21 protein-coding genes are annotated in these 24,577 nt (G+C 69.6%); 17 read left to right on the top strand and 4 right to left on the bottom strand.

The window, feature by feature from the left end:
• Positions 1-197: 197 nt before the first annotated feature.
• From ACFTWF_RS16685 to ACFTWF_RS16675, 3 genes are all read left to right on the top strand, one after another.
• A complete protein-coding gene (locus ACFTWF_RS16685; RefSeq protein WP_378462307.1) occupies positions 198-1,712 on the top strand; it encodes an MFS transporter in 1,515 nt (504 codons plus the stop codon).
• 136 nt (positions 1,713-1,848) lie between these two features.
• Positions 1,849-6,201 carry an amino acid adenylation domain-containing protein gene (locus tag ACFTWF_RS16680; RefSeq protein ID WP_378462306.1) on the top strand — a complete coding sequence of 1,451 codons (4,353 nt, stop codon included), beginning with the start codon at positions 1,849-1,851 and terminating at the stop codon, positions 6,199-6,201.
• Between the two features lie 15 nt (positions 6,202-6,216).
• Positions 6,217-7,620 carry a sensor histidine kinase gene (locus ACFTWF_RS16675; RefSeq protein WP_378462305.1) on the top strand — a complete coding sequence of 468 codons (1,404 nt, stop codon included), beginning with the start codon at positions 6,217-6,219 and terminating at the stop codon, positions 7,618-7,620.
• On the opposite strand, the gene ACFTWF_RS16670 is transcribed toward ACFTWF_RS16675, so the two are convergent.
• A complete protein-coding gene (locus ACFTWF_RS16670; protein WP_378462304.1) occupies positions 7,593-8,270 on the bottom strand; it encodes a response regulator transcription factor in 678 nt (225 codons plus the stop codon). The genes ACFTWF_RS16675 and ACFTWF_RS16670 overlap by 28 nt on opposite strands.
• A 197-nt stretch (positions 8,271-8,467) precedes the next feature.
• Here ACFTWF_RS16670 and ACFTWF_RS16665 point away from each other — a divergent pair, with 197 nt between their 5' ends.
• A complete protein-coding gene (locus ACFTWF_RS16665) occupies positions 8,468-8,896 on the top strand; it encodes a hypothetical protein (protein WP_378462303.1) in 429 nt (142 codons plus the stop codon).
• On the opposite strand, the gene ACFTWF_RS16660 is transcribed toward ACFTWF_RS16665, so the two are convergent.
• Positions 8,897-9,721, bottom strand: a complete 825-nt coding sequence (locus ACFTWF_RS16660; protein ID WP_378462302.1) for a mycofactocin-coupled SDR family oxidoreductase — start codon at positions 9,719-9,721, stop codon at positions 8,897-8,899.
• A 228-nt stretch (positions 9,722-9,949) separates the two neighbouring features.
• On the opposite strand from ACFTWF_RS16660, the gene ACFTWF_RS16655 reads away from it, so the two are divergent.
• From ACFTWF_RS16655 to ACFTWF_RS16610, 10 genes are all read left to right on the top strand, one after another.
• A complete protein-coding gene (locus tag ACFTWF_RS16655; protein WP_378462301.1) occupies positions 9,950-10,555 on the top strand; it encodes a helix-turn-helix domain-containing protein in 606 nt (201 codons plus the stop codon).
• A gap of 220 nt (positions 10,556-10,775) precedes the next feature.
• Positions 10,776-12,071, top strand: coding sequence for an MFS transporter (locus ACFTWF_RS16650; protein ID WP_378462300.1), 1,296 nt, complete (start codon positions 10,776-10,778; stop codon positions 12,069-12,071).
• A 14-nt stretch (positions 12,072-12,085) separates the two neighbouring features.
• Positions 12,086-13,450: an FAD-dependent oxidoreductase gene (locus tag ACFTWF_RS16645; protein ID WP_378462299.1), complete on the top strand. Its 1,365-nt coding sequence runs from the start codon at positions 12,086-12,088 to the stop codon at positions 13,448-13,450.
• On the top strand, positions 13,447-14,679 hold the full coding sequence (locus tag ACFTWF_RS16640; RefSeq protein WP_378462298.1) for a CaiB/BaiF CoA transferase family protein: 1,233 nt from the start codon (positions 13,447-13,449) through the stop codon (positions 14,677-14,679). The genes ACFTWF_RS16645 and ACFTWF_RS16640 overlap by 4 nt, the downstream gene beginning before the upstream one ends.
• Positions 14,676-15,467: an enoyl-CoA hydratase-related protein gene (locus tag ACFTWF_RS16635; protein ID WP_378462297.1), complete on the top strand. Its 792-nt coding sequence runs from the start codon at positions 14,676-14,678 to the stop codon at positions 15,465-15,467. The genes ACFTWF_RS16640 and ACFTWF_RS16635 overlap by 4 nt, the downstream gene beginning before the upstream one ends.
• Positions 15,468-15,486: 19 nt before the next feature.
• The gene (locus ACFTWF_RS16630) at positions 15,487-16,401 is read left to right on the top strand and encodes a dihydrodipicolinate synthase family protein (protein ID WP_378462296.1); all 915 of its coding nucleotides are present in this window, start codon (positions 15,487-15,489) and stop codon (positions 16,399-16,401) included.
• Positions 16,401-17,174: an SDR family oxidoreductase gene (locus ACFTWF_RS16625; RefSeq protein WP_378462295.1), complete on the top strand. Its 774-nt coding sequence runs from the start codon at positions 16,401-16,403 to the stop codon at positions 17,172-17,174. Before ACFTWF_RS16630 ends, ACFTWF_RS16625 begins: the two co-directional genes overlap by 1 nt.
• Positions 17,175-17,196: 22 nt before the next feature.
• Positions 17,197-18,672, top strand: coding sequence for an aldehyde dehydrogenase family protein (locus tag ACFTWF_RS16620; RefSeq protein ID WP_378462294.1), 1,476 nt, complete (start codon positions 17,197-17,199; stop codon positions 18,670-18,672).
• A gap of 51 nt (positions 18,673-18,723) precedes the next feature.
• Positions 18,724-19,620: a DUF4436 family protein gene (locus ACFTWF_RS16615; protein WP_378462293.1), complete on the top strand. Its 897-nt coding sequence runs from the start codon at positions 18,724-18,726 to the stop codon at positions 19,618-19,620.
• 8 nt (positions 19,621-19,628) lie between these two features.
• On the top strand, positions 19,629-20,081 hold the full coding sequence (locus ACFTWF_RS16610; RefSeq protein WP_378462292.1) for a nitroreductase family deazaflavin-dependent oxidoreductase: 453 nt from the start codon (positions 19,629-19,631) through the stop codon (positions 20,079-20,081).
• A 6-nt stretch (positions 20,082-20,087) separates the two neighbouring features.
• Here the strand turns inward: ACFTWF_RS16610 and ACFTWF_RS16605 are convergent, their stop codons facing one another.
• Complete coding sequence (locus ACFTWF_RS16605) at positions 20,088-20,519, bottom strand: cupredoxin domain-containing protein (RefSeq protein WP_378462291.1); 432 nt, start codon at positions 20,517-20,519, stop codon at positions 20,088-20,090.
• Positions 20,520-20,629: 110 nt separating this feature from the next.
• Positions 20,630-21,340 carry an enoyl-CoA hydratase/isomerase family protein gene (locus ACFTWF_RS16600; protein ID WP_378462290.1) on the bottom strand — a complete coding sequence of 237 codons (711 nt, stop codon included), beginning with the start codon at positions 21,338-21,340 and terminating at the stop codon, positions 20,630-20,632.
• Between the two features lie 117 nt (positions 21,341-21,457).
• Here ACFTWF_RS16600 and ACFTWF_RS16595 point away from each other — a divergent pair, with 117 nt between their 5' ends.
• The 3 genes from ACFTWF_RS16595 (at position 21,458) to ACFTWF_RS16585 (ending at position 24,573) form a co-directional block, all read left to right on the top strand.
• Positions 21,458-21,907 (top strand): DUF6292 family protein, encoded by a 450-nt coding sequence (locus ACFTWF_RS16595; RefSeq protein ID WP_378462289.1) that lies wholly within the window; start codon positions 21,458-21,460, stop codon positions 21,905-21,907.
• On the top strand, positions 21,904-23,070 hold the full coding sequence (locus ACFTWF_RS16590) for an AI-2E family transporter (RefSeq protein WP_378462288.1): 1,167 nt from the start codon (positions 21,904-21,906) through the stop codon (positions 23,068-23,070). The genes ACFTWF_RS16595 and ACFTWF_RS16590 overlap by 4 nt, the downstream gene beginning before the upstream one ends.
• 117 nt (positions 23,071-23,187) lie before the next feature.
• On the top strand, positions 23,188-24,573 hold the full coding sequence (locus ACFTWF_RS16585) for a wax ester/triacylglycerol synthase family O-acyltransferase (protein ID WP_378462287.1): 1,386 nt from the start codon (positions 23,188-23,190) through the stop codon (positions 24,571-24,573).
• Positions 24,574-24,577: the final 4 nt, after the last annotated feature.

Raw genomic sequence — 24,577 nt, 5'->3', positions numbered from 1 at the left:
GTGCACGGCGGACGCGGCGGCCTCCCGCTGGGCGGAACGCCGCATGGCGTGCCGCAGGCCCGAGAACTGTGATGTCAATTACACATTCGAGACATCGACCACCGAATGTGACCACCCACCCCTACCGCCCGGCACGGGCCTTCCGCAACGTCGCGGCGAGGCTCCGACTGCCCGTGCAGGTACCCGAAAGGACCTCGATGATGGTCACCCATGCGCCCAGCGGCGGATCGGCTCACACGCGACAGCAGGACAGCACTGCCGAGCGTTGGACGCCGCGCCTGATCTTCTCGCTCGCCTCGATCGTGTTGCTCCTGGAGATGCTCGCGGTCAGCTACATGATGATCTCGATCGCGTTGCCCCAGATCGTCACCCACTACCAGACGACGCAGGGCGCGTGGCTGCTCACCTCGTTCCTGCTGGTGGGGGCCGTCACGTGCCCACTGATCGGCAAACTCGCCGACACACACGGCAAGCGCAGGCTTCTTTTGACGGCCGTCGGCCTGGCGGCGCTGGGATCACTGATCTCCGCGGTCGCACCGACGTACGCGGTGCTGATCGCGGGCCGCTCGCTGACGGGTCTGCTCGTGCCCTGCCTGTTCTTGAGCTATTCGCTCATCCGCGACGTCTTCCCCATCCGGACGGTGGCGTTGGCGGTCAGCATCGCCACGAGCGGTATGGGCCTCATCGCGATTCCCGCGCCGTTCTTCACCGGCTGGCTGATCGACAACTTCGGCTTCCGCAGCATCTTCTGGTTCTTCCTGGCCGGGCTGGTGATCCTCAGCGTGCTGATCCGGGTGACGACCGCCGAATCCTCGGTGCGTCTGCGCTCCCGCATCGACCTGATCGGCGCGGCGCTGCTGGGCGCCGGGCTCGCGGGCATCCTCGTCGGAGTCAGCTTCGGACCGTCGTGGGGCTGGACGTCCGGTTCCACGATCGGCTTCGTTGCGGGCGGTGCCGCCCTGCTGGTGGCGTGGATCGTCTCCGCCCGCCTGCTCGCGGACCCGTTGATCGACATCCGGTTCTTCGGCAAGCGCCCGGTGTTCCTGACGGCGCTCGGCGCGGGACTCTGCTACGGCACGTCGTCGGTGTTCACGATCATGCTCCCGATGATGTGCATGACCCCGGCGATCCTGGGCCTCGGTTACGGATTCGGGATCAGCGCCGAAGGATTCGCGATCTTCCAGGCGCCGCTGGGTGGCGCGGTGGTGATCGGCGGACTGATCGTCGGAACCCTGGTGCCCCGCAACGTCCGGCCGCGGATCCTGATGGTCGTGGGCATGCTGGTGATGGGTGCAGCCTGCCTGCTCACGGCGACGATCCACGACGACAAGGCGCTCCTCATCGGATTCGCCGCCCTCCTCGGTGTCGGTATGGGCATGGGCTACGCCGCCGTCCCGAACCTGCTGATCGCCGCGGTGCCGCCGCAACTGCAGGCGACGACGGCGAGCATGGTGGCGGTGTTCCAGAGCATCCTGCCCGCCATCCTGCCGGTGATCGCCTTCTCTGTGCTGAACTCGCACATCGCGACGGTCGTGCAGGGCGCGGTCTTCTACACCGACACCGGCATCACCATCGCGTTCGTCATCGGTGCGGTTTCGGCACTGCTCGGCGCGGTCGTGGCCCTCGCACTGCCCCGCCGGATCGAGCAATTGAGCGCGCCGGGTGCGTCGGCCGCGGCCGACGAGGACGGGGCGGTCGTTCTCGCTCACTAGCTGCGGACGCCGGCGCCGCCGCGTCTCCCGGAACGGAGCGCGGCGGTGGCGGCGTTTCTCAGCGCGCGCACAGCTTCGATGTGGCACGATCGACGATCACCCGTCCCTGGGCTCGATCATTCGTGAGGAGGCACCGATGCGGGTGCTCGCGTTGACTGCTGCGCAGCACGCCATCTGGTTCGCGCAGCAGCTCACTCCCCGGATCCCGTACGTGATCGCCCAGTACGTCGACCTGCGCGGACCCGTCCGCCTGGACCTTCTGACGGAGTCGTGCGCCCGGGCCGTCCGTGAACTGGGACCCTTCACTTTGACCGATGTCGACGGTCGCCCGCACCAGGCCGTCGATGCCGGCGCGCCGCAGCGGGTGCCGGTGGTCGATCTCCGCGGGGAACGCGACCCGGTCGACGCGGCGGAGCGGTGGATGCGGCAGGACAGCAACTCCCCCATGGACATCTACGGCCCGTCGCTGGTCCTGTCGACGATCGTCCGCGTCTCCGACGACCGAATGTTCTGGTACACCCGTGCCCATCACATCGCGATGGACGGATATGCGGCGATGATGCTGATGCGCCGCACGGCCGAACTGTATGTGGCGGGGATCGACGACGAGGCGCCCCCGGAGCGCCGGGTAGTCGATCCGGAGCGGATCGTGCGGGAGGACGCCGAGTATCGATCCTCCCCGCGCTTCGAACGCGACCGCGCGTACTGGCGGCGCCGGATACACGACCTACCGCCCGCGGACCGCACGTTCCGCGAGGTGACTGCCCCGGCGCTGGTCGTGCGCGGCCGCGCGGGCGGGAGTCGTGACAGCCCGACCGTGGTGGTGATTGCCGCGTTCGCCGCGTACCTCGCCCGGATGAGGGACGCCGACGACGTGGTCCTGTCCCTGCCGGTGTCCGCCCGGACGTCGGCGCGGCTGCGCGACTCCGGCGGTTCCGTGTCGAACGTGCTCCCGCTGCTGATGCGCGGGGTGGGCACCGGCACCGTGCGCGACGCCGTGCGGACCGCCCGAACGTCCGTGACGGAGGCGCTCCGTCACCAGCGGTATCGCCGCGAGGACATCGGTAAGGACATCGCCTCCGCCGGAACAGGTCTCGCTCACTTCGGCCCGGTGCTCAACCTGATGCTGTTCACGCAGGAGATCACGCTCGGCCCGGTCTCCGGACGGGTGCAGGTGCTGACGACGGGCCCCACGGCCGATCTGTCGGTCAACATCTATCCGGGGACACCCGGTTCGGTTCCGCGGATCGATATGGAGGCGAATCCGGCGCTGTACGACGAGGATGAGCTGACCGGTCACCATCGCCGGTTCACGATGCTCCTCGACCGATTCCACGCGGCGACGGACACCGACAACCGGGTCGCCGAACTCGACCTGTTCCACGACTCCGAACGGGAGTCGTTCGCCCCGGCGTGCGGATTGCCGGATGCCGAGCCCACGACGCTGGACCGGATTCTCGCGGAGTGCGCAACCACCCACCCCGATGCCGTCGCGGTCCGGGACCGGGGGCGGACGGTGTCCTATCGGGAGATCGGTGCCGCCGCGGACCGGTGGGCACGGGTGCTCGCCGGTCACGGGCTCGGACCCGAGAGCCCGGTGGCGGTGTCCATTCCGCGGTCGTACGAGTCGGTACTCGCGTTGTGGGCGGTGGCCCGGTCCGGCGCCGCCTATGTTCCCGTCGATCCGACCCACCCCCTCGACCGGATCCGCTTCACGCTCGGCGACTCCGGTGCGACGCTGGGTCTGACCGTGCGCTCGGAGCGCGATCGGCTGCCCGGCACCCTCCGGTGGCTGACCCTCGACGAGGATCCCCCGTCCATGGCCGCGGAACCTCCGAGGACACTCCCTGTCGAGCACCCCGCCTACGTGATCTACACCTCCGGCTCCACCGGGGTCCCGAAAGGGGTCGTCGTCACGCACGACGGTCTCGCAAATCTCGTGCGGGAGATTCGCGACAAGTACGCGGTCACCCCGGATGCGCGTGTCCTGCATTTCGCGTCGCCCAGCTTCGATACCGCCGTGGTCGAGGTCCTGGCCGCCTGCACCGGCGGTGCGACCCTGGTGATCGCACCACCCGACGTGTACGGCGGGGAGGAACTGCGGGAACTGGTGCGCGCCGAGCGGATCACGCACCTGCTGTCCACGCCGTCCGCGCTGGCAACGGTGGATCCCGGCGGCCTGGACTCGCTGGAACTGGTACTCGTCGGCGGCGAGGTGTGCCCACCGGACCTGGTGCACCGGTGGGCGTCCGGCCGGGTGATGCGGAATGCGTACGGGCCCACCGAAACCACGTGCAGCGTCACCCTCACCGACCCCATCGACCCCGGCGATCGGGTGACGATCGGCTCCCTGATGCGCGGCGTGCGGGCGACGGTCCTCGATCGCCGGCTGCGTCCGCTCCCGCCCGGCGCCGCCGGGGAGCTGTACCTCGCGACGGCGGCGCTGGCCCGCGGATACCATCGGCGTCCGGCGCTGACCGGCACCCGCTTCGTCGCGGATCCGCTGGGGAAGCCGGGTTCGCGCATGTTCCGCACCGGCGACCTGGTCCGCTGGACCGCCGACGGCACCCTCGAATTCCTCGAGCGGACCGACGATCAGGTGAAGATCCGCGGCTTCCGCATCGAGCTCGGCGAGATCGATGCCGGGCTGCGGCGAAATCCGGACATCGTCTTCGCCACCACGATCGTGCACCGGACCGCGGCGGGCGACCCGGCGCTGGTGTCCTACGTCATGTTGCGCGACGGATCGCAGACCACGCCCGACTCGGCGAGACGCGACCTCGGCCGGTTCCTGCCCGAGTACATGGTTCCGAAGTCGATCACGGCCCTCGACGCGGTTCCCCTCACCCCGACGAAGAAGCTGGACCGGGACGCGCTCCCCCGCCCCGATTTCGGCACCACGTCCGCTTCCCGGCGCGCACCGGTGACCGAGACCGAGCGCGTGGTCGCCGACGTGTTCGGCCTACTGCTCGGCGTCCCCTCGGTCGCCGCGGACGACTCGTTCTTCGACCTCGGCGGTGACTCGTTGTCGGCGACGCGGGTGGTCGCGCGGCTGAACGCGACGCTGGGGACGAGCGTCGGCGTGCGGGAGCTGTTCGAAACCCCGACACCCGCGGGCCTGGCGGAGGTGATCGACGGGACCGGTCCGGGCAGCGGCACCCCGCGCCCGCCGGGTGTCGCCGGCACCGTGGTTCCCGAGCGGACACCGTTGTCGCCGTCGCAGCAGTACATCGACCGCACCGCCACCTCGCCTGCCCTGTACAACATTCCGTTCACCGTCCGGGTGTCCGGGCCGGTCGATGTCGCCGCGCTGCGCGCCGCGGTCGGGGACGTCCTCACCCGGCACGGCTCGTTGCGCACCACGTTCCCGGACTCGGCCGACGGACCGTATCAACATCTGATGTCCGTCGAGGACGCGCTCCCCGATCTGGTCCCGGGTCCGGCCGACACCGGGGACGTCCGCGCACGGGTGGACCGGATGCTGGCGGCGCCGTTCGACGTGCGGTCGGAACCGCCGCTGCGCGCCGAGCTCTTCGCACTGGGCCCGAGCGAGCACCTCCTGGCCTGCGTCATCCACCACATCGCCGCGGACGGGTGGTCGCTGGCGCTGGTGGCGCGTGACCTCGTCGCCGCCTACGCGAGCAGGTCCGCGGGCGCCGAACCGGACCGGCAGCCGAACCGGGTGAGCTACCCGCAATACAGCGTGTGGCGGCGCGAACTCCTCGGCGCCGAGGACGATCCGGACAGCCTCGCGTCGCGGCAACTCGCGTTCTGGGCGGCGGAACTGGCGGGGCTCCCCGGCGCCGTCGGGCTGCCCCTCGACCGCCCCCGGCCGCAGGCCTGGACGTACGGCGCCGGACGGCAGACCTTCGCGATCGACGAATCCGCGCATCACGCGCTGTCGTCGCTCGCGCACCGGCACCACGCCACGGTGTTCACCGCACTGCGATCAGCGGTCTCGATGCTGATCGCCCGGCTCAGCGGCGACTCCGACGTCGCCGTCGGGACACCGGTCGCCGGCCGGAGCGACCCGGAACTCGACGACGTGGTGGGAATGTTCGTCAACACCGTCGTTCTGCGGACCCGGGTCGACCCGGCGGACACCCTGGCCGGGGTGATTCGCCGGTCCCGCGACCTGGAGTTACGCGCGTTCGCGCACGCCGACGTGCAGTTCGAGCGGGTGGTCACCGTCATCGACCCGCCGCGGGCGTCGTCGCTGCACCCGTTCTTCCAAGTCGCGTTGTCGTTGAACAACTTCTCCCCGGCGACCCTGGACGTCGACGGGCTGCGCTTCGACATCACACCCCGGCCGCTGGACGTCGCGAAATGCGATCTCCACTTTCACTTCACCGAACGTCACGACGCCGCCGGGCACCCGGCCGGCATCGACGCCGAACTCGTGTACGCCACCGACCTCTTCGACGCGACCACCGCGGCGTCGTTCGTCGACGCGCTGCTGACGGTCATCGGAGACGATCACGGTGTGTGAGCAACACTGACACGTATGCACCGGAATCTGCTCGACCCGCGGTCGTGGAACGTGCGCGCCCGGTCGGCGGCGGCTGCCGCCCTGGTGGTCACTATCTGCCTCGCCCTGTCGGGCGGAGCGCTGCTCCTCGTGCTCTACCGCACGCTGGAGAACTCGGCGCGGGACGCCGCGGACGCCCGCGCCCGGCAGATCGTCGAGGAACTCCGCACCACCGCACCCGACGACCTCGAAGGTTCCCTGTTCGCCACCGACGGCGAGATCGGCACCATCCAGGTCGTCGACGCCGCGGGCACCGTCGTCGCCGCCTCGCCCGGTGCCGAGGACCTGCCGATCGTCCTCGATCCGGTTCCGCCCGGCGAGTCGCGGTACCGCGGCAACATCGACCTCGGCGAGGAGCGCGACTACTGGATCGACGAACGCGGCGCCACATCCCCGTCCGGAACCGTGACCGTCGCCGTCGGCGCGGACCGGGAACCCATCGAGGACATTCTCGCCACGGTGGCACTGCTGCTCGCCGTCGGGGGACCCGTCGTCGTGGCACTGGTGGCGGTGGCCAGCTATCGACTCGTCGGCGCCGCACTTCTGCCCGTCGAACGGATCCGGGTGCGGGTGGCCACCATCTCCACCGAACGACTCGACGAACGCGTGCCGGTGCCGGACTCCCGGGACGAGATCGCGCGGCTCGCCGCGACCATGAACAGCATGCTCGGTCGTCTCGAATCCGGTCACCGTGCCCAGCAGCGATTCGTCTCCGACGCGTCACACGAGCTGCGCAGCCCCCTCGCCACCATCACCGCCGCGCTGGAGCTGGCGCACACGAGGCCCGAACTTCTCGACACCGCACTCGTCGACGAATCGCTGTTGCCCGAGGCCCGGCGGATGAATCATCTGCTCGCGGACCTACTGCTGCTGGCCCGCGCGGACGAGGACGGACTCACCCACGCGACGGTGGACGTGGACGTGGACGATCTGATGTACGCCGAGAGGGCCCGGTTGCGCGACCTGTCGCCGGAATTGGTGGTGCGGACGGCGATCGCACCGGTCCGCACCACCGGGGATCCGCAGCAACTCGCGCGCATGGTGCGCAACCTCGTCGACAACGCACGCCGTCACGCGCGCCGCGAGGTCGAGCTGATCTGCCGGTCGTCGGGTGGCGCCGCGGTCGTCGAGGTCATCGACGACGGTCCGGGGATCGCCCCGCCGGACCGGCACCGGATCTTCGAACGGTTCGTCCGACTCGACACGCCCCGCACCCGGGATTCCGGTGGCGCCGGCCTCGGTCTGGCCATCGTCGCCGAGATCGTGGCGACCCACGGAGGTACGGTCGAGGTCACCGAAAGCGATTCGGGTGGAGCACGATTCGTGATCACCCTGCCGCTCGGGGGCGCCGCTCAGTCGTCGCCGGACCTCAGCCGGTAACCGACGCCGCGAACGGTGTCGATGCTGTTCGCGCCGAACGGCGCATCGACCTTGCGACGCAGATAGCCGACGTACACCTCGACGATGTTGTCGTCGCCCTCGTAGTGGGTGTCCCACACCGATTGCAGGATCTCCTGCTTGGTGACAACCGATCCGGCGTTCCGCATCAGGAACTCCAGGACGCTGTACTCCCGGGGCGTCAGCGCGAGCACGGTGCCGTCCCGGGTGACGCGGTGCCGGGCCGGGTCCAGTTCCAGGGTGCCCGCCGTGAGGACGGCGGGCCGTCGCGGTGCGCCGCGGCGGATGAGCGCCCGCAACCGGGCCACCAGCACCACGAACGAGAACGGCTTGACCAGGTAGTCGTCGGCACCGAGATCGAATGCGTCGGCCAGGTCGTATTCACCGTCCTTGGCCGACAACATCAGCACCGGTGTCCACACCTCACGGCGCCGTAGGTCCCGCACGATGTCGTACCCGTGCTTGCCGGGCAGCATGATGTCGAGGACGACCACGTCGAAACCCCCGGTGAGCGCCGCCTCGAAACCGGCCAACCCGTCGTGTTCGACATCGACGACGAAACCCTCCGCCGTCAATCCACGGCGCACCGTCTCGGCGAGACGGGTCTCGTCCTCGACCAGAAGAACCCGCACCGGCGTCTCCTCCCTCTGCCGCGAGACCTCAGTACAACAGACCGGCACGCGGCGGGCCATGCACTCTCAGCGTCCCCACAGCACCGTCCCGAGCACACCGCACCGGACTCCGCGGAAAGCGCTCCCCGCCGTCGGGAGGGTGGGAGGCTGGGAAATGGAGACCGACCACCGGTTCGGCCGGACGACAGGAGACCACCATGCAGCTACCCGCACTCGGCGACCTACCCGGTCGCATCGCGACCGGGGGATTCATTCTCCACTCGGGGATACAGAAGCGGTCCGCGGACGAACAGACCGCGGCGGCCGTTCACGGCATGGCCGCAGGGGCGTTCCCGTTCCTCGGCGCGATTCCGCCGGAACGATTCATCACCCTGCTGTCGGCCGCCGAGATCGGCGTCGGCGCAGCGCTGCTCACCCCGATCGTGCCGACCGCCGTGGCCGGGGCCGCCCTCGCCGCGTTCTCCGGGGGACTCGTGACGATGTACCTCCGGACACCCGCCCTGCGGAACCCCGGCAGCATCTGGCCCAACGAGAACGGCATCGCCGTCGCGAAGGACACGTGGATGCTGGGAATGGGGCTCGGCTTCGTGCTCGACGGATGGTCGCGGTCCCGCCGCTGCTGCTGACTACCGGGCGGTGAATCCGGCGTCGACGGGAAGCGCGACGCCGGTGACGTAGCGCGCCTGATCGGATACCAGCCACGCAATGGCGTTGCTGACATCCTCTGGCTCGATCAGCGCGACGTCCAGCAGGTTGCCGACGTCGGCGCCGCTGGAGGCCGGGGCGTCGGCGAACAGAGCGGCCACCGCGTCGTTCACCACCATGGGCGTGTTGGCGCCCGCCGGATGCACCGAGTTGACCCGAATGTCGTAGGGCGCCAGCCAGTGCGCCCAGGTACGCGCCAACCCGACCACGGCGTGCTTGCTCGCGCAGTACCCGTCGGATCCGCCGCGGCCGTTGCCGCCGCGCCCGACCAGACCGAGGGTCGAACCGGTCAGCACCACCGCGCCGCCGCGGCCGCGTTCGATCATCCCGGGGGCCGCCGCCTGCACCGTGTTCCACACACCGAACAGATTCACCTCGAGCTGGTCGCGGAACGCCGCCTCCTCGCCGGCGTCGTCCGACATCATGCCGATCCCCGCGTTGGCCAGCACGATGTCGATCGGACCGATGCGCGCCACGCCCTCGGCGACCGCGGCGCGCATCGCGGCGGCGTCGCGTACGTCGGCTTCGAGGCAGACGATCCTGCGCCCGAGCGCCTCCACCCGTGCCTGCGTCTCGGCCAGGTCGTCCGGCGTCGCCAGCGGGTAGGCGACCGAGTCGATCTGTCTGCAGATGTCGACGGCGATCACGTCCGCCCCGTCCTGCGCCAGGCGCACCGCGTGACTGCGGCCCTGCCCTCGTGCAGCGCCGGTGACGAATACGACCTTGCCTTCGAGTGAAGCTGTCATGAGCGGGTCCTTGCCTCTCGGAAGGCGATGTCCTCACACTGCGATGTCTTCGGATATGGACTCGCGCGGACCCACACACTCATCGACGCCGGGGTGTGCCCGGACCGGGACAACCCTGAATCTTCGGTTTAGTAAATTTTTTTACGATAATCAATAAGAACCCATTGACTCACTGAAAATCTTCACTATAGTTCTGTGAGTCAGGTCACCCAGCGGGAGGAAACGCCAATGACAACCGAGAGCCCGGCGCACACTCCCGCCGCTACGAGCGCGCTGCTGACCACCGTCGGCAACAAGATTCGCTCCATGCGGAAGGAGAAGGGCATGACACTCGCCCAACTCTCGGAGGTCACCGGTCTCAGCCAGGCGAGCGTCAGTCAGATCGAACGGGGTCTGGCCAATCCGTCCTTCACCACCCTGGCTCAACTGGCCCACGGGCTGGACATCCCGGTCGGAAAATTCTTCATCGGCCAACCGGACAGCAAGTCGCCGGTCGTGCGCAAGCACGAGCGGCGCAATCTCGTCGGCGTCACCAAGAAGTCGATGGGTGAGGCCGTCTACGAACTGCTCACTCCCGATCAGAACGGCGCCCTGGAGGCGCAGTGGATCGAAACCCCACCCGGGCACGACACCAGCGCGACCCCGTTCCGTCACAGCGGCGAAGAATTCGGCATCATTCTCGCCGGCCGCAAGGACATCTACCTGGACGGGGAATGCCATTCCCTGGAGGCAGGCGACTCGATCACCTTCTCCTCGGACATTCCGCACTGGTACAAGAACCGCTACGAAGAGGTTTGCGTAGCGATCTGGGTCAACGCGCCACACGCGTGGTGAGCCCGGCGCCGAGTGCGCCCGGTACCACGCCAGCTACGAAGAGGTATGCGTAGCGAATCGGGTCGACACACCACCCCGTGGTGAGCCCGGCGTCCGCCGGCCGTCCGCCCGACCTTCCTTACTGTCGGGTCGCCTACGCGACCGGACACAACGCGTCCCGTTGCCGTGATGCGTCATACCCTCTTGCACCCTTCGAGGTGCCAGCGTAAGGACAAGACCATTGCTCGACACCACTGTCACAGCATCAAGCAGGCAGCAACACCTCACCCCTGAGGTCCGCAAGGGCCTCCTCGGCCTCGGCCTCGGCAACGCCCTCGAATGGTACGACTGGATGGTCTTCGGACTCCTGTCGGCGTTCATCGGGCCCAACTTCTTCCCGGCCTCCGACCCTCTCAGCGCGACGCTGAACACCCTCGCCGTCTTCGCCGTCGGGTTCGCCTTCCGGCCGTTGGGCGGCGTCCTGCTCGGCACCGTGGCGGACCGAATCGGTCGCCGCCGAGTCATGTTGATCTCCATCAGCACGATGGCGGTGACCACCCTGATCATCGCGATCACCCCCGGCTACGCCCACATCGGGGCCTGGGCCGGAGCCATTCTGGTCGTGTGCCGGATCGTGCAGGGCGTCTCCACCGGTATCGAGGCGCCGCTGTCCACGGCCCATGCCGTCGAGCTCGTCCCGGCCGGCCGGGAAGGCCTCGTGGCGGGCGTCATGTCGTTCTACGTCAACCTCGGCGTTCTCCTGGCATCCCTGGTCAGCTTCCTGTGCAGTCTGACCCTCGGCGGGGCGGCCATGGGCGACTGGGGATGGCGGATTCCGTTCGTGATCGGCGCCGTCTTCGGCATCGTCGTCGTGTACCTGCGCCGGGCACTGCCCGAGACGATGCGCCCGGAGGAACTCGCGGACAACACGACCGGCGCCGTCTGGACCGGGGTCCGCAAGCATTGGCTCAGCGTCGTCGCCATCGTCTTCGTGGTGGGAGCGGCCCAGGCATACAACTACGCGTGGAACGTCGGACTGCCGACGGCCGCCCGCAGCAACTTCAGGGAAAATCCCACCGCGGTCTTCGCCTGGACCACCGCCCTCGGCGTCGTCCTGGTTCTCGGCAGCTGGCTGGTCGGCAAGCTGACGGACGGCAAGTCCATGTCGCGCTGGTTCCTGTGGACCCGCGCCCTGGCCGTCCCCGCCGTCTTCCTCATGCTGATGTACGTCGAACCCGGGATCGGCGGTTTCGCGGTCGTGCTTCTCGGCGGCTCGGTGATCCTGGTTCTGAACATGACCCTGTACAACGTGGTCAGTACGTCGCTGATGCCCAAGAACTGCCGCGGAGCCGGCGTGTCGCTGGGCTACGGCGTCGGCGTCGCACTGTTCGGCGGCACCGCGTCCTACCTGCTCGTCTGGTTCCAATCCGTGGACGCCACCTGGATCTTCCCGGTCTACGTCGCGGTCCTCTCCGTTCTCAGCATCGTCTTCTACCTGCTTGCCCGCCGTGTCAACGGCATCTTCGTCGGAAAGTAAGGACTTCCCCACCCATGAGCACTCTCGATCTGCGCATCACCAGCCATGACCTCGTGGCCCCCGTCGTCAACCGCTCCCAGGTCCTCGTGGTGGGCGGTGGCCCCGCGGGAGTGGCCGCCGCCGTCACCGCCGCCCGTTCCGGAGCCAGTGTGACCCTGCTGGAACGCTATTCGTCGCTGGGCGGACTGGCGTCCGGTGGCATGGTGCTGGTCCTCGACGACATGATCAACGGCCAGGACATCACGGTCACCGGGATCGTGTCGGAATACGTGGAGCGACTCCAGGCCCTGGGCCTGGCCGTCGTCCCGCCCCGGGAGGACCGCGCGGCGTCCACGGAACTGTGGAACACCTGGGGCCGGTACGGGACGTTCGACTTCCACTCCCACACCACCCCCAAACCGATCTGCTACGCCGCCGCGTTCGATCCCGACGGCTGGAAGCGCGTGTCCAACGACCTCGTCCGCGAGGCCGGTGTCACCCTCCGCCTGCACACGTGGTTCTCGCGTCCCGTCGTGGACGACGGCGTCGTCCGGGGTGTGGTGTGCGAAACCAAATCCGGGCCCCAGGCGTTTCTCGCCGACGTCGTCATCGACACCACCGGCGACATCGACGTCGCCTCCCGGGCCGGCGCCGACCACATCAAGGACAGCTACATCACCACTCTCGTCTTCCGCCTCGGCGGCGTGGACACGGCGGCGGCCGAACGCTTCGAGCAGGAGAACCCCAAGGAAGCCCGGGCGATCAACCGCAAGATCAAACGGCTGCTCGGCGGCGCGTGGGAGTTGTGGTGGCTCAAGACCCCGCTCGACGGCGTCGTCTGGTGCAACGCCCCTCATATGAGCGGATTCGACGGCACCGATCCGGGCGACCTCACGGCCGCCGAGTTCGCGGCCCGCGACCGCATCACCGAGGCCGTGGACTACGTCAAGGAACACCTCCCCGGCTTCGGCAACTGCCACATCGTGGACGTCGCCTCCCAGATGGGGGTCCGGCAGACCCGCCTCCTCGCGGGCGAGTACGTCATGACGAAGGACGACGTGACCACGCGACGGCACTTCGCGGACTCCGTCGCCCGCGGACGCGACTACTACTACCCGTACCGCTCGCTGCTCCCCAAGGAAATCGAGCAGCTACTCGTTGCCGGCCGGCACTACTCGGCGACACCCGACGCGCAGAAGATGTCCCGCGAGATCCCGCCGTGCATGGCCATGGGTCAGGCCGTCGGCGTCGCGGCGGCCCTCGCCGTCCGCGACGGCGTGACCGTCCGCACCGTGTCCGCCCTCGACATCCAGGCGGGCATGCGCAGTCACGGCGCCGACCCCGGCGACATCCCCTCCGCCAACGCCACCCTCGACCAGGAAGAGACGGTTCCGGCATGAGCACGACCACCGCAGAGTTGCACGTCCCGACCGAGGCCCCCGCCGGCCCGGCGCTGCCGCTGGCCGGGATCAAGATCGTCGACTTCACCCAGGTGTACATGGGCCCCAGCGCCACGCAGATGCTGGGCGACTACGGCGCGGACATCATCAAGGTCGAACGACCCGGCGCCGGTGACATCGCCCGCAACTCGTTCCCCGACCCGGACGGCCAGGACAACCCGATCTTCCTGGCCGTCAACCGCAACAAGCGCAGCATCAGCGTTGACACCCGTACGGCGGACGGGCGGGCCGTGCTGCGCACCCTCATGAGCGATGCGGACGTGGTGGTCAGCAACTTCCGGGCCGGCGTCATGGAACGCATGGGCTTCGGGTACGACGAACTGCGGAAGGACAACCCGCGGATCATCTGGGCCTCGGGCACCGGTTTCGGCACCGAGGGCCCCTACTCCCACAAGGGTGGTCAGGACGCCATCGCGCAGGCCTATTCGGGCGTCATGTGGCGGCGCGAATCGGACGACGCGCCGCCGGTCGTCTACCCCACCACGTTGTGCGACTACACCACCGGCATGCACCTCATGCAGGGGATCCTGCTGGCGCTGCGCGCCCGCGATCAGCACGGCACCGGGCAGAAAGTCGAGGTGACCATGTACGACTCCATGCTGCACATGCAGATGCAGGAGGCGTGCATGCAGCTCAACCGCGGCTACGAGGTGAACTGGGGCGCCATGCCGTTCACCGGCGTCTTTCCCACCACGGACGGAGCCGTCTGCATGGTGGGCGGATTCACCGCCGACCCGCTGCTCCACATCTCCCGCGCCCTCGACGTGGGCGAGGACCTCACGCTCCGACCGGAATTCGCCACGCAGCAACTCCAATTCGACAACAAACCCGCCCTCCAGGCGATCTTCCGGGAGCGATTCGCCACGAACACCACGGAGTACTGGACGCACCGGCTCGAGGAGGAGGGTCTGCTGAACGCTCCCGTGCACACCCTCCAACAGACCTTGGCGGACGAACAGACCCGGGTCAACGGCATGATCGTCGAGGCCGACCATCCCGCCCTCGGCACCGTGAAGATGCTCAACGCACCCATCCGGCTCTCGGCCACCCCACCCACGATCCGGCACAGCGCACCCCGTCTCGGCGAACACAACGCGGAGGTACTGAAGGAGCACGGCTTCGACGACGACGCGATCGCCCGTCTGATCGAATTGGGGGTCTTGAAGTGACCGGCGCCGACGACGTCATCCTGGCCATCGACAGCGGCGTGGCCACGGTGACGATCAACCGCCCGCACGTGCTCAACGCCGTCGACGGTCCCACCACCGCACGCCTGAACGGCATCTGGGAACAGCTCGAGCAGGACCGCGGCATCCGTGCGGTGGTCGTCACCGGCGCCGGGACCAAGGCGTTCTGCACGGGAGCGGACATGAGCTCCGCCGCCGTGGACAAAACCGGCCTCGAGTACTGGGCCGAACTGGATGCCAACGGCTTCGGTGGCTTGAGTCTGCGCGCCACCCTCGACGTTCCGGTGATCGCCAAGGTCAACGGCTACGCGCTGGGCGGCGGCATGGAGATCGTGCTGGGCGCCGACATCGTGGTGGCGTCCGACAGCGCCCGGTTCGGGTTGACGGAACCGCGGGTCGGGCGGTTGGCGCTCGACGGCGGCATTCATCAACTGGTGCGCCGGGTTCCCTACACCCAGGCGATGGGACTGCTGCTCACCGGGCGCAAGGCCGACGCCGCCGAGATGGCTGCCATGGGCCTGGTCAACGAGGTGGTCCCGGCCGGAGAACTCGACGCCGCGGTGGACCGCTGGCTCGCACAGATCCTGGCATGCGCCCCCACCTCGGTGCGCGCGGTCAAGCAAATGGTGACGCGCACCGCGCATCTCACCGCCACCGAGGCCCGGGGGCAGCGGCTTCCGGCGCTCATGGAGGCCCTGGACAGCAAGGACTCCGCCGAGGGCGTGCTGGCGTTTCAGGAGAAACGCGCACCGGTGTGGTCGGGCCGATAGCAGAACGGAAAGGAAAACCATGCGTGAAGCACTCGAACACGGGGTGTGGGGCGTCGTCGCCACACCGTTCACCGGCAGCACCCAGGACGTCGACACCGACAGCCTCGCCACCCTCGTGGAGCACTACGAGTCGGTCGGTGCCGTCGGACTGACGGTGCTCGGGGTCTTCGGGGAAGCCGCGGCGCTGTCCGCGGACGAACGAGCACTCGTCCTCGACACCGTCACCGAGGCGTCGGACCTTCCGCTCGTCGTGGGGGTCACCGCCCTGGCCACCCGGCCGGTCGTCGAGGAGATCCGGGCCGCCCGGTCCGTGGCCGGCGACCGGATCCGGGCGTTCATGGTGCAGGCCAACTCGGCCGACCCCGGCGTCGTCACCGACCATCTGCAGGCCGTGCACCGGGTCACGGGCGCCCGCATCGTCCTGCAGGACTACCCGGCCGCCAGCGGTGTGGCCGTCAGCGCGGCGTCGGTGGCGACCGTCGTCCGGCGGTGCGAGTTCGTGGCCGCCGTCAAGGCCGAGTCCCCACCGACCTCGGTGGCCGTCGCCGAACTGACTGCCGCCGTGGATGTTCCGGTCTTCGGCGGGCTCGGCGGGCAGGGCCTGCTCGACGAACTGGCCGCCGGCGCGGCGGGCGCCATGACCGGATTCTCCTACCCGGAAGCGCTGGTGGCCTGCGTCCGTGCGTGGCAGCACGGCGGCTACGAGGCGGCACGCGACGTCCTGCAACCGTTCCTGCCGCTCGTCAATTTCGAGCAGCAGGCCAAGATCGCTCTCGCCGTCCGCAAGGAACTGTTGCTGCAGCGCGGACTGATCCGCGACGCGGCCGTGCGGGCACCGGCCGTGGGATTCCCGGAGGTGCTGCGGGACAGTCTGCGGAGTCACCTGTCCGAGGCGTCGCAGGCATGCGAGACGCTCACGGCCGGGAGGATCTGATGGATCTCGGAATCACCGGCAGGGCCGCGCTCGTCGCCGCCTCGACGGGCGGGCTCGGCCTCGCGGTCGCCCGCGCACTGTCCGCCGAAGGCGCCCGGGTGGCCGTCACCGGACGGCGACGGGAGCGCGCCGCGGAGATCGCGGCCTCACTCGACGGGGCCATCGCCGTCGAAGCCGACCTGAGCACCCCGGAGGGCACGGCGGCCGCCGTCGAGCGCACCGAACGGGAACTCGGACCGGTCGACATCCTCGTCCTCAACGGACCCGGACCGAAACCCGGCGCGGCGGCGACGCTGGGCTCGGACGATCTCGCGGCGGCATTCGACCTCCTGCTCCGCCCGCACCACGCGCTCGTCTCCCGGGTGCTGCCCGGCATGCGCGAGCGCCGCTGGGGGCGGGTCCTGGCCATCGGGTCGTCGGGTATCGCCGCACCCCTGCCCAATCTGGCGGTGTCCAACACGGGGCGCGCCGCCCTCGCCGGCTACCTCAAGACCCTGGCCGCCGAGGTCGCCCTCGACTGCGTCACCGTCAACCTGCTCCTGCCGGGACGGATCGCCACCGACCGGGTGGCCGAACTCGACGTCGCCGCCGCAAAGCGCCGCGGCGTCACGGTCACCGACATCGAACTCGAATCCCGCAAGACCATCCCGGCCCGCCGCTACGGCAACCCCACGGAATTCGGTGCCGCCGCGGCATTCCTGTGCAGCGCCCCGGCGTCGTACATCACCGGCGTCGCACTCCGCTGCGACGGCGGACTGATCCGCAACCTCTGACCAGGCCGACCCAAGGACCACGATGACAACGACACTTCCCGAGCCCGCAGTCCCCGGTCTCGACGACTCCACCCCGACCGCGCAGCACCTCATCGACGGCGAATGGCGGGGCAAGGCCGACACCCCGCGCCGGAATCCGGCCCGCCCGGACGAGCTCGCCGCCTACTCCCCCGCCGGCGGCACCGCGGAGGTGGACGCCGCCGTCGCGGCCGCCGCCGCGGCCCAGCCCGCCTGGGCGGCGCTCCCCGCCCCGGCCCGTGGCGCCATCCTCCTCGCGGCGGCGGCTCTGCTGCAGGAACGCGAGTCCGGGGTGGCAGCGGACCTCGTCCGGGAGGAAGGCAAGACCCTCGCGGAAGCCCGCGGCGAGGTGAAACGCGCCGTCGACGTGCTGCGGTTCTTCGGTTCCCTCGGCTGGGCGGCCACCGGCGAGGTCCTGCCCAGCGGGCTCCCCGGCACCGGCATCACCACGCGCCGCGAACCCCTCGGCGTCTTCGCGCTCATCACGCCGTGGAACTTCCCCATCGCCATCCCGGCGTGGAAGACCGCCCCAGCGCTCGTCTCGGGCAACACCGTGGTGCTCAAGCCCGCCGAACTCACCCCGCTGTCCGCCACGCACCTCGCCCGCGCCCTCCACGACGCCGGCCTCCCCGCCGGTGTCGTCAACGTGGTCCACGGGCCCGGACGCGTCGTGGGCGACGCCCTGGCACGCGATCCGCGGGTCGCGGGACTGTCGTTCACCGGGTCCACCGCCGTCGGATCGGAGCTGCGCGACATCCTCGGTGCCCGCGGGGCCCGGGTACAGCTGGAGATGGGCGGCAAGAACGCCGTCCTCGTGCTCGACGACGCCCGCGGCGCCGCCCAGGTCGTGGCCGCCGGGGCGTTCGGACTCACCGGGCAGGCGTGCACCGCCACGTCCCGCGTGTACGTCACACCCGGAATCCGCGACCGGTTCGTCGAGGAACTCGTCGAGCAGGCGGCGCTCTACGTTCCGGGTGACGGCGCGGTGGAGACGACCCGCATGGGCGCCGTGGTCAGCCGCCCGCAGTTCGACCAGAACCGGGCCGCCGTGCGCTCCGCCGTGGAGCGGGGCGCGACACTGCGGCACGGACAGAACGACGGCGATCCGTCGGCCGGGCTCCTCTTCCCCGCCACCGTCCTCACCGATCTGCCGCACGACGACCCGGCGGTCACCGACGAGATCTTCGGCCCGATCGTCGCCGTCCTCGAGGTCGCCGACTACGAGGCGGGGCTCGCCGCCGTCAACGATTCCCGCTACGGACTCGCCGCGGGCATCTGCACGGACAGCCTGACCCGCTCCACGGACTTCGCCGCGCGGGCGCAGGCCGGGATCGTCAAGATCAACCGCCCGACGGCCGGTCTCGACCTGAATGTGCCGTTCGGCGGTGTGAAGGACTCCTCCACCAACACGTTCCGGGAGCAGGGCCGCACCGCACTGGACTTCTACACCTGGGGCAAGACCGTGTACACCGGGATCTGATCGGGCGACGAAACCCGGTCCACCCGCGGCGGACGGCGGTATGTTGCGACGGTGGCAGCGTCTTCGGTCTCCGCGCGTAGCCGGCTCCGGTGGGTCGCGCCGGCGCTTCTGCTGGCGCTGATCTATGCGGCGTCGCTCACCGTGTACGGGTTGAGCAGCCGGGAGTACATCGAAGGCGGACCGTTCGTGGGCGGCGACGACGAGGTGATCGTGCTCGTGACGACGAAGTCCCTGCAGCCGACGACGGATCGGCTGCAGGCGGAGGTGACGATCTCCGCCGGGGCCGATTTCCTCCACGCCAACGGCGACACCCTGAACCGCGACATCACCGTTTCGCTCGTTCCCACCACGAGCCACGAGGAAATCGTGTTCCACGCCGGCACCACACCCACGACGATCGACACCGAATTCATCACCGACGGCAACGCGGCCATCTGGCCGTTCGACCGATTCGAGGTGAACCCGATGGTGGTGGAGGCGTACGAGGGTCTCGGCGCAGACCGGGAACTGGTGCCGACGGGGCTGCTGCTGGACGGCCGGGTCGACGGGTGGAAGACGCGCGCCGAGCCCGTCGCGCTCGACGCCGACGTCTCCCGCATCGGCACCGGTGCCGATGTGACATTCGCCCGCACCGGCGGGAATCTCATCTACGCCGGGATCCTCCTGCTGATGATGGCGACCCTCGCCGTGCTCGCCGCGTTCGTCGCACTGCAGACGTTCCGGCGCAAACGGGCCGTCGACACGGACATGCTCGGCTGGATGGCCGCGATGCTGTTCGCCGTGGTGCCGCTGCGCGGCATCCTCCCGGGCAGCCCGCCGATCGGGTCGTGGGTCGACATCGCCCTCACGGTGTGGGTGGTGTCCACCCTCGTCGCCTCACTGGCCCTGTTCGTGTTCTGCTGGTGGCGCGACAGCGAGGAACCCTCCACCGCCCCTCCGGACCTATAGTCGAGATCATGGTGCGCCGGACCGACCGAGTGATGCCGCCGTGGTACCTCGCCTACGTCAACAAGGTGATCGTCGGCCTGCACCGGGTGGGTGTTCCCATGCCGATGCAGGCGCTCACCGTCCCCGGCCGTACCACGGGCGTGCCGCGGTCGACCCCCGTCACCCCGTACGAGGTCGACGGCGCGCGCTACGTGGTCGCGGGGTACGCCGAATCGGATTGGGCCAAGAACGCCCTTGCCGCTGGGCGCGGTGAGTTGACCCGCGGCCGGCATCGCGAACGGGTTCGGCTGGTGCCGCTACCCGTCGCGGAGCGGGGCCGGATCCTCCGCGAGTTCCCGGCCCGCGTCCCGCACGGCGTCACCATGTTCCTCAAAGCCGGGACCGTCGCGAACGCCACGCCCGAGGCGTTCGCCGCCGCCGCGGACCGGTGCACGGTCTTCCGCATCGAGCCGCTGAACTGACGCCCTTCACCGAACCTCGAGGGTGCCCACCATGTTCGGGTGATAGGTGCAGTGGAAGGCGAAGGTCCCCGGTTGGCCGGGGGCGGTGAACGTCGCGGTCTCGCCGGCCTTTATCTCGACGTCGAACAGGTCGCCGGTGTCCGCCGTCACGGTGTGCTCGGCGGTGTCGTTGTTGCGGACGGTGACCTGCTCTCCCGGCGCGAACGTGCCGGGGAGGGTGTATTTGAAGTCGCTGATCACGATCTCCTTGCCACCCTGCTCCTCGGCGCCCGCCGGCATGGACATCGGCATCGACATGGACATCGACGGCATGCCCGAGTGGTCGCCGGCTTGCGTCGATTCGGTCGAACCGGACGAATCCCCGCTGTCGCTGCCGCACGCCGTCAGCGCGAGGGCGGCGAGCAAAATCGGCAGGACAAGTGTCAGAACGCGTTTCATGGTGCTCGCCTCCGGGTTCCGGTGGGGGCGGGTGCCCGACGCACCGCCCCTCGCCGTTTGTAGTACCCGTTTTCTCGGCGGACACCCATTCCGGAGCATTTCCGTGTGGGTCAGCCGCCGTTCAACGCCTCCTGCGCGTGAAGATTCGCCACCGGGGTGCGGAGCGAGGTGACGGCGTCCGCGTACAGCGACGCCTTGATCTCGCCGAGCGTGCGCCCGCGCGTCGCGACGAGACCCTCCGCGTGCTCGACGGCCGCGGCGAGCACCTGCTGCTCGGGAGCGACCTCGTCGACGAGTCCGAGTTCGCGCGCCTCGACGCCGCCGTACCGGCGGCCGGTCACCAGGGCGGTGTGCACGGCCCGGGCGGGCAACCGCGCCGCGAGCAGCGCGATGCTGCCGGGCGCGTAACTCGCCCCGATGGTGATCCCGGGCAGGCAGAAGTAGCCGCGGTCCTCCCGCATCACCCGATGGTCGTGGGCCGCGGCGAGGATGGCGCCGCCGCCGAACGTGTGCCCCGCCAACGCGGCCACGGTGGGAAAGGGGAAGGTGAGGATACGCGCGAACAGGGCCTGCACCCGGTCGATGTAGGCGTTCAGCTTGTCGGTGTTGGCGAGGACCCACCCCGTGTCGAGGCCGGTGGAGTAGAACTTTCCGGTCGCGGTCGTCACCAGGGCGGCGGGGCCGTCGTGCTGCTCGACCCGGTCGAGCAGTGCGTCGACCGTCGTGATCCAGTCCGGGTGAAATGCGTTCTCGCTGTCGCGTTTCCCCTCCTCGCCGAGGTACAGCACGAACACGTCTCCCGAGCGCTCCAAGTACGGCATGCGGCGAGGCTACCCGCAGAAGACGGCGGCGCGCCCCTCGAGCGCACCCCGGTGAGTGAAGTTTCAACTGTCGCCGGGCCGGGTATGTCGATCGTCTACTAGCTGAGGCGGTGGACGATGAAGAGTGGAACAGGCGTTGCCGACACCCACACCGTTCGGGACTACATCCACGCGGTGGCCCGGAGTGTGCATGCCGACTCCATCGACTGGTGGGCCGGCGACGCACTCGACGCCGTCCTCGTTCTGCCGTTCCGCCTGCACTATCTGCCGGGACGCAGCGCGGTGCTGGCCTGGAACCGGACCTTCGGGTGGTGTCTCGGCGTAGAGGGACTGGGCCGTCGCAGTGTCGTCGTCATCGACGGCCTCGGTATCGGACGGATGCCGTCGCCCGCCGTGTGCGCGGAGCGGGCGGTGGAGATGATCGACGACTACTGCCGCTCGACACCGGCGATGCCCGGCCCCGTGGTCGCGGACGCGACCCGGCCGGCCGCCGCGGACCGGTGCCGGCGCATCGGCGGGGACAATGCCGGTCACGGACGGCGGGACAGGGTCGTCCGGCGACCGTGACCGGGGCCGCCGAGGGCCACGACGACAACGTGGCCCAACCGCATTCCCCCGCGGACGAGCAGCCGATCGTCGCCGCGGAGGAGAGCGCGGCCCGCATCAGCACGGAGTCGCACCCCCTCGGCAGGCCGGGACCGCGGTTCGATCGCCGTTCCCCGTTCTTCATCGGCATGGCCGGCGCCGCCGGTGTCGCCGTCACCTACGCCCTGATAGAGGTGGTGCTGGCGGCCCGCGGGGTGCTCGTCCTCATCGCCGTCGCCGCGTTCCTCGCGATCGGGCTCGAACCCGCCGTGTCCTGGCTGGTGCGGCACGGATTTCCCCGATGGGCGGCCGTCACAACGGTTTTCGTCGTCGCCTTCGCCTTCCTGGCTGGGTTCCTGGCCGCGGCGATCCCGCCGATGGTCACCCAGGGCGGCGCTCTCGTGCACAACGCCCCCGACTATTTGGGTCACCTCGAGCAGCGCTACCCCGCCCTCGGGGACCTCAGCACCCGGTTTCATCTGCAGGACGAACTACGTCAGGCGCTCGACGCGAGCAACGTCCCGGTCGTCGTCGGCGGGCTCGTGGGCGCGGGGAAATTCGTGTTCAGCGCGGTCAGCGGCATGGTGATCGTGGTGGTGCTCACCGCGTACTTCCTCGCCGATTTCGCGCACATCCGGTCGTCGATCTACCGCCTGGCGCCGAACTCCCGCCGGCCGCGCACGATACTGATCGGCGACGAGATCTTCGCCAAGGTCGGCGGCTACGTGCTGGGGAATCTGCTGATCTCGTTGATCACCGCCGTCCTCACGTTCGTGTGGCTCCTCGCCTTCGACGTCCCCTACCCGTTGCTGCTGGCCGTTCTCGTCGCCGTGCTGGACCTGATCCCGGTGGTCGGTTCCACGCTCGCCGGCGTCGTGGTGGCGCTGGTCGCCCTCACCGTGTCCCTGCCGGTGTCGCTGGCGACCATCGTCTTCTTCATCGCCCTCCGCCTGTTCGAGGACTACCTGCTCGTTCCCCGCATCATCGGCCGCACCGTCAAGGTGCCGCCGATGGTCACGGTCGTCGCCGTCCTCATCGGTGGCGCGTTGCTGGGGATCGTCGGGGCACTGTTGGCGATTCCGGTGGCCGCCGCCGTGCTGCTCCTCGCCCGCGAGACGGTGTTTCCGCAGCTCGACCGTGGATGAGCAGTCGTGGCGTGAAAACGGCCTTGTGGAATAAGTTTCCGTGTTCTGCTTACCCTGGAGACGTGGGATGCGCCGGGGCATGCTCGGCCATGCCCCGAGCGGAGAAAGAGGCGCTGGATGTCGGTGATGAGCCCCACCGAGGCGATGTTCGTGCTGTTCGAGACGCCGTCCCACCCCATGCACGTGGGGGCGCTCGAGCTGTTCGAACCGCCGAGTGAGGCGGGCCCCGGCCACGCACGGAACATGTTCGAGGCGTTGATGTCGCACGAGGCCGCGTCGGACATGTTCCGCCGGCGCGCCGTGCGCCCGCTTCGCGGGGCCAGCTACCCCTGGTGGTCGTTCGACGAGCGCATCGATCTCGGCTACCACGTGCGGCACACCGCGGTCCCGGGTCGCGGCAAGATGGAGGATCTGCTGTCGCTGGTATCCCAGATGCACGGCATGCCGCTCGATCCGCAGCACCCCATGTGGGAGATGCACGTCATCGAGGGGCTCGCCGACGGGCGGACGGCCGTGTTCTCGAAGATTCACCTGTCGTTGATGGACGGGCCCGCCGGACTGCGCCTGCTCCACCACGCCCTGTCCACCGACCCCGACGTGCGGGACTGCCCGGCACCGTGGACCCCCGGGGTGGCCGGCACGTCGCGGCGGGAATCGGTGCTGCCCGTCGCGATGGTCCGTGCCGGGGTGCGGGCCGCCACCAGCATCGTCGGGGTGCTGCCTGCACTCGCGAAGGTCGCCTACGACGGCGTGCGCGAGCAGCACCTCACGCTTCCGCTGCAGTCACCGCCGACGATGCTCAACGTTCCGGTGGGCCGGGCCCGCAAACTGGCGGCGCGGTCGTGGCCGATCCGGCGGCTGGTGTCGGTGGCCACCGCGGCCCGCACCACGATCAACGCGGTGGTGCTCGCAATGTGTTCCGGTGCGCTCCGCCGGTATCTGCTCGAGCAGTACGCCCTGCCCGACGCGCCGCTGACGGCGATGCTGCCGGTGCCGCTGGACCTCGGCGGCACCATGATCGGACCACGCGGCCGCGACCACGGCGTCGGCGCGATGGTCGTCGGACTGGCCACCGACGAGCCGGATCCGGCGGCGCGCCTCGCGCGCATCAGCGAATCGGTGGAGCACACGAACCGGGTGTTCGGCGCGCTCAGCCACACCCAGTTCCAGGTGATGAGTGCGCTGGCGATCAGCCCGATCCTGCTGGAACCGGTGCGCCGGTTCGTCGACGACACTCCCCCGCCGTTCAACGTGATGATCTCGTACATGCCGGGCCCGTCACGGCCCCGGTACTGGAACGGCGCCCGCCTGGACGCGGTGTATCCGGCGCCGACGGTGCTGGGCGGTCAGGCGCTGAGCATCACCCTCACGAGCCGGTCGGGGCAGCTCGACGTCGGTGTCGTCGGCGACCGGCACGCCGTCCCGCATCTGCAGCGGATCATCGCGCACCTGGAGACGTCGCTGAGCGATCTCGAGAACGCTGTGGCCGCCTCGGGCACCTGAACCC

Source organism: Rhodococcus sp. NPDC056960, assembly GCF_042674125.1.
GTDB lineage: Bacteria > Actinomycetota > Actinomycetes > Mycobacteriales > Mycobacteriaceae > Rhodococcus_F.
The sequence above is the reverse complement of the archived record's forward strand: the minus strand, read 5'-3'. Positions and strand labels throughout refer to the sequence as shown.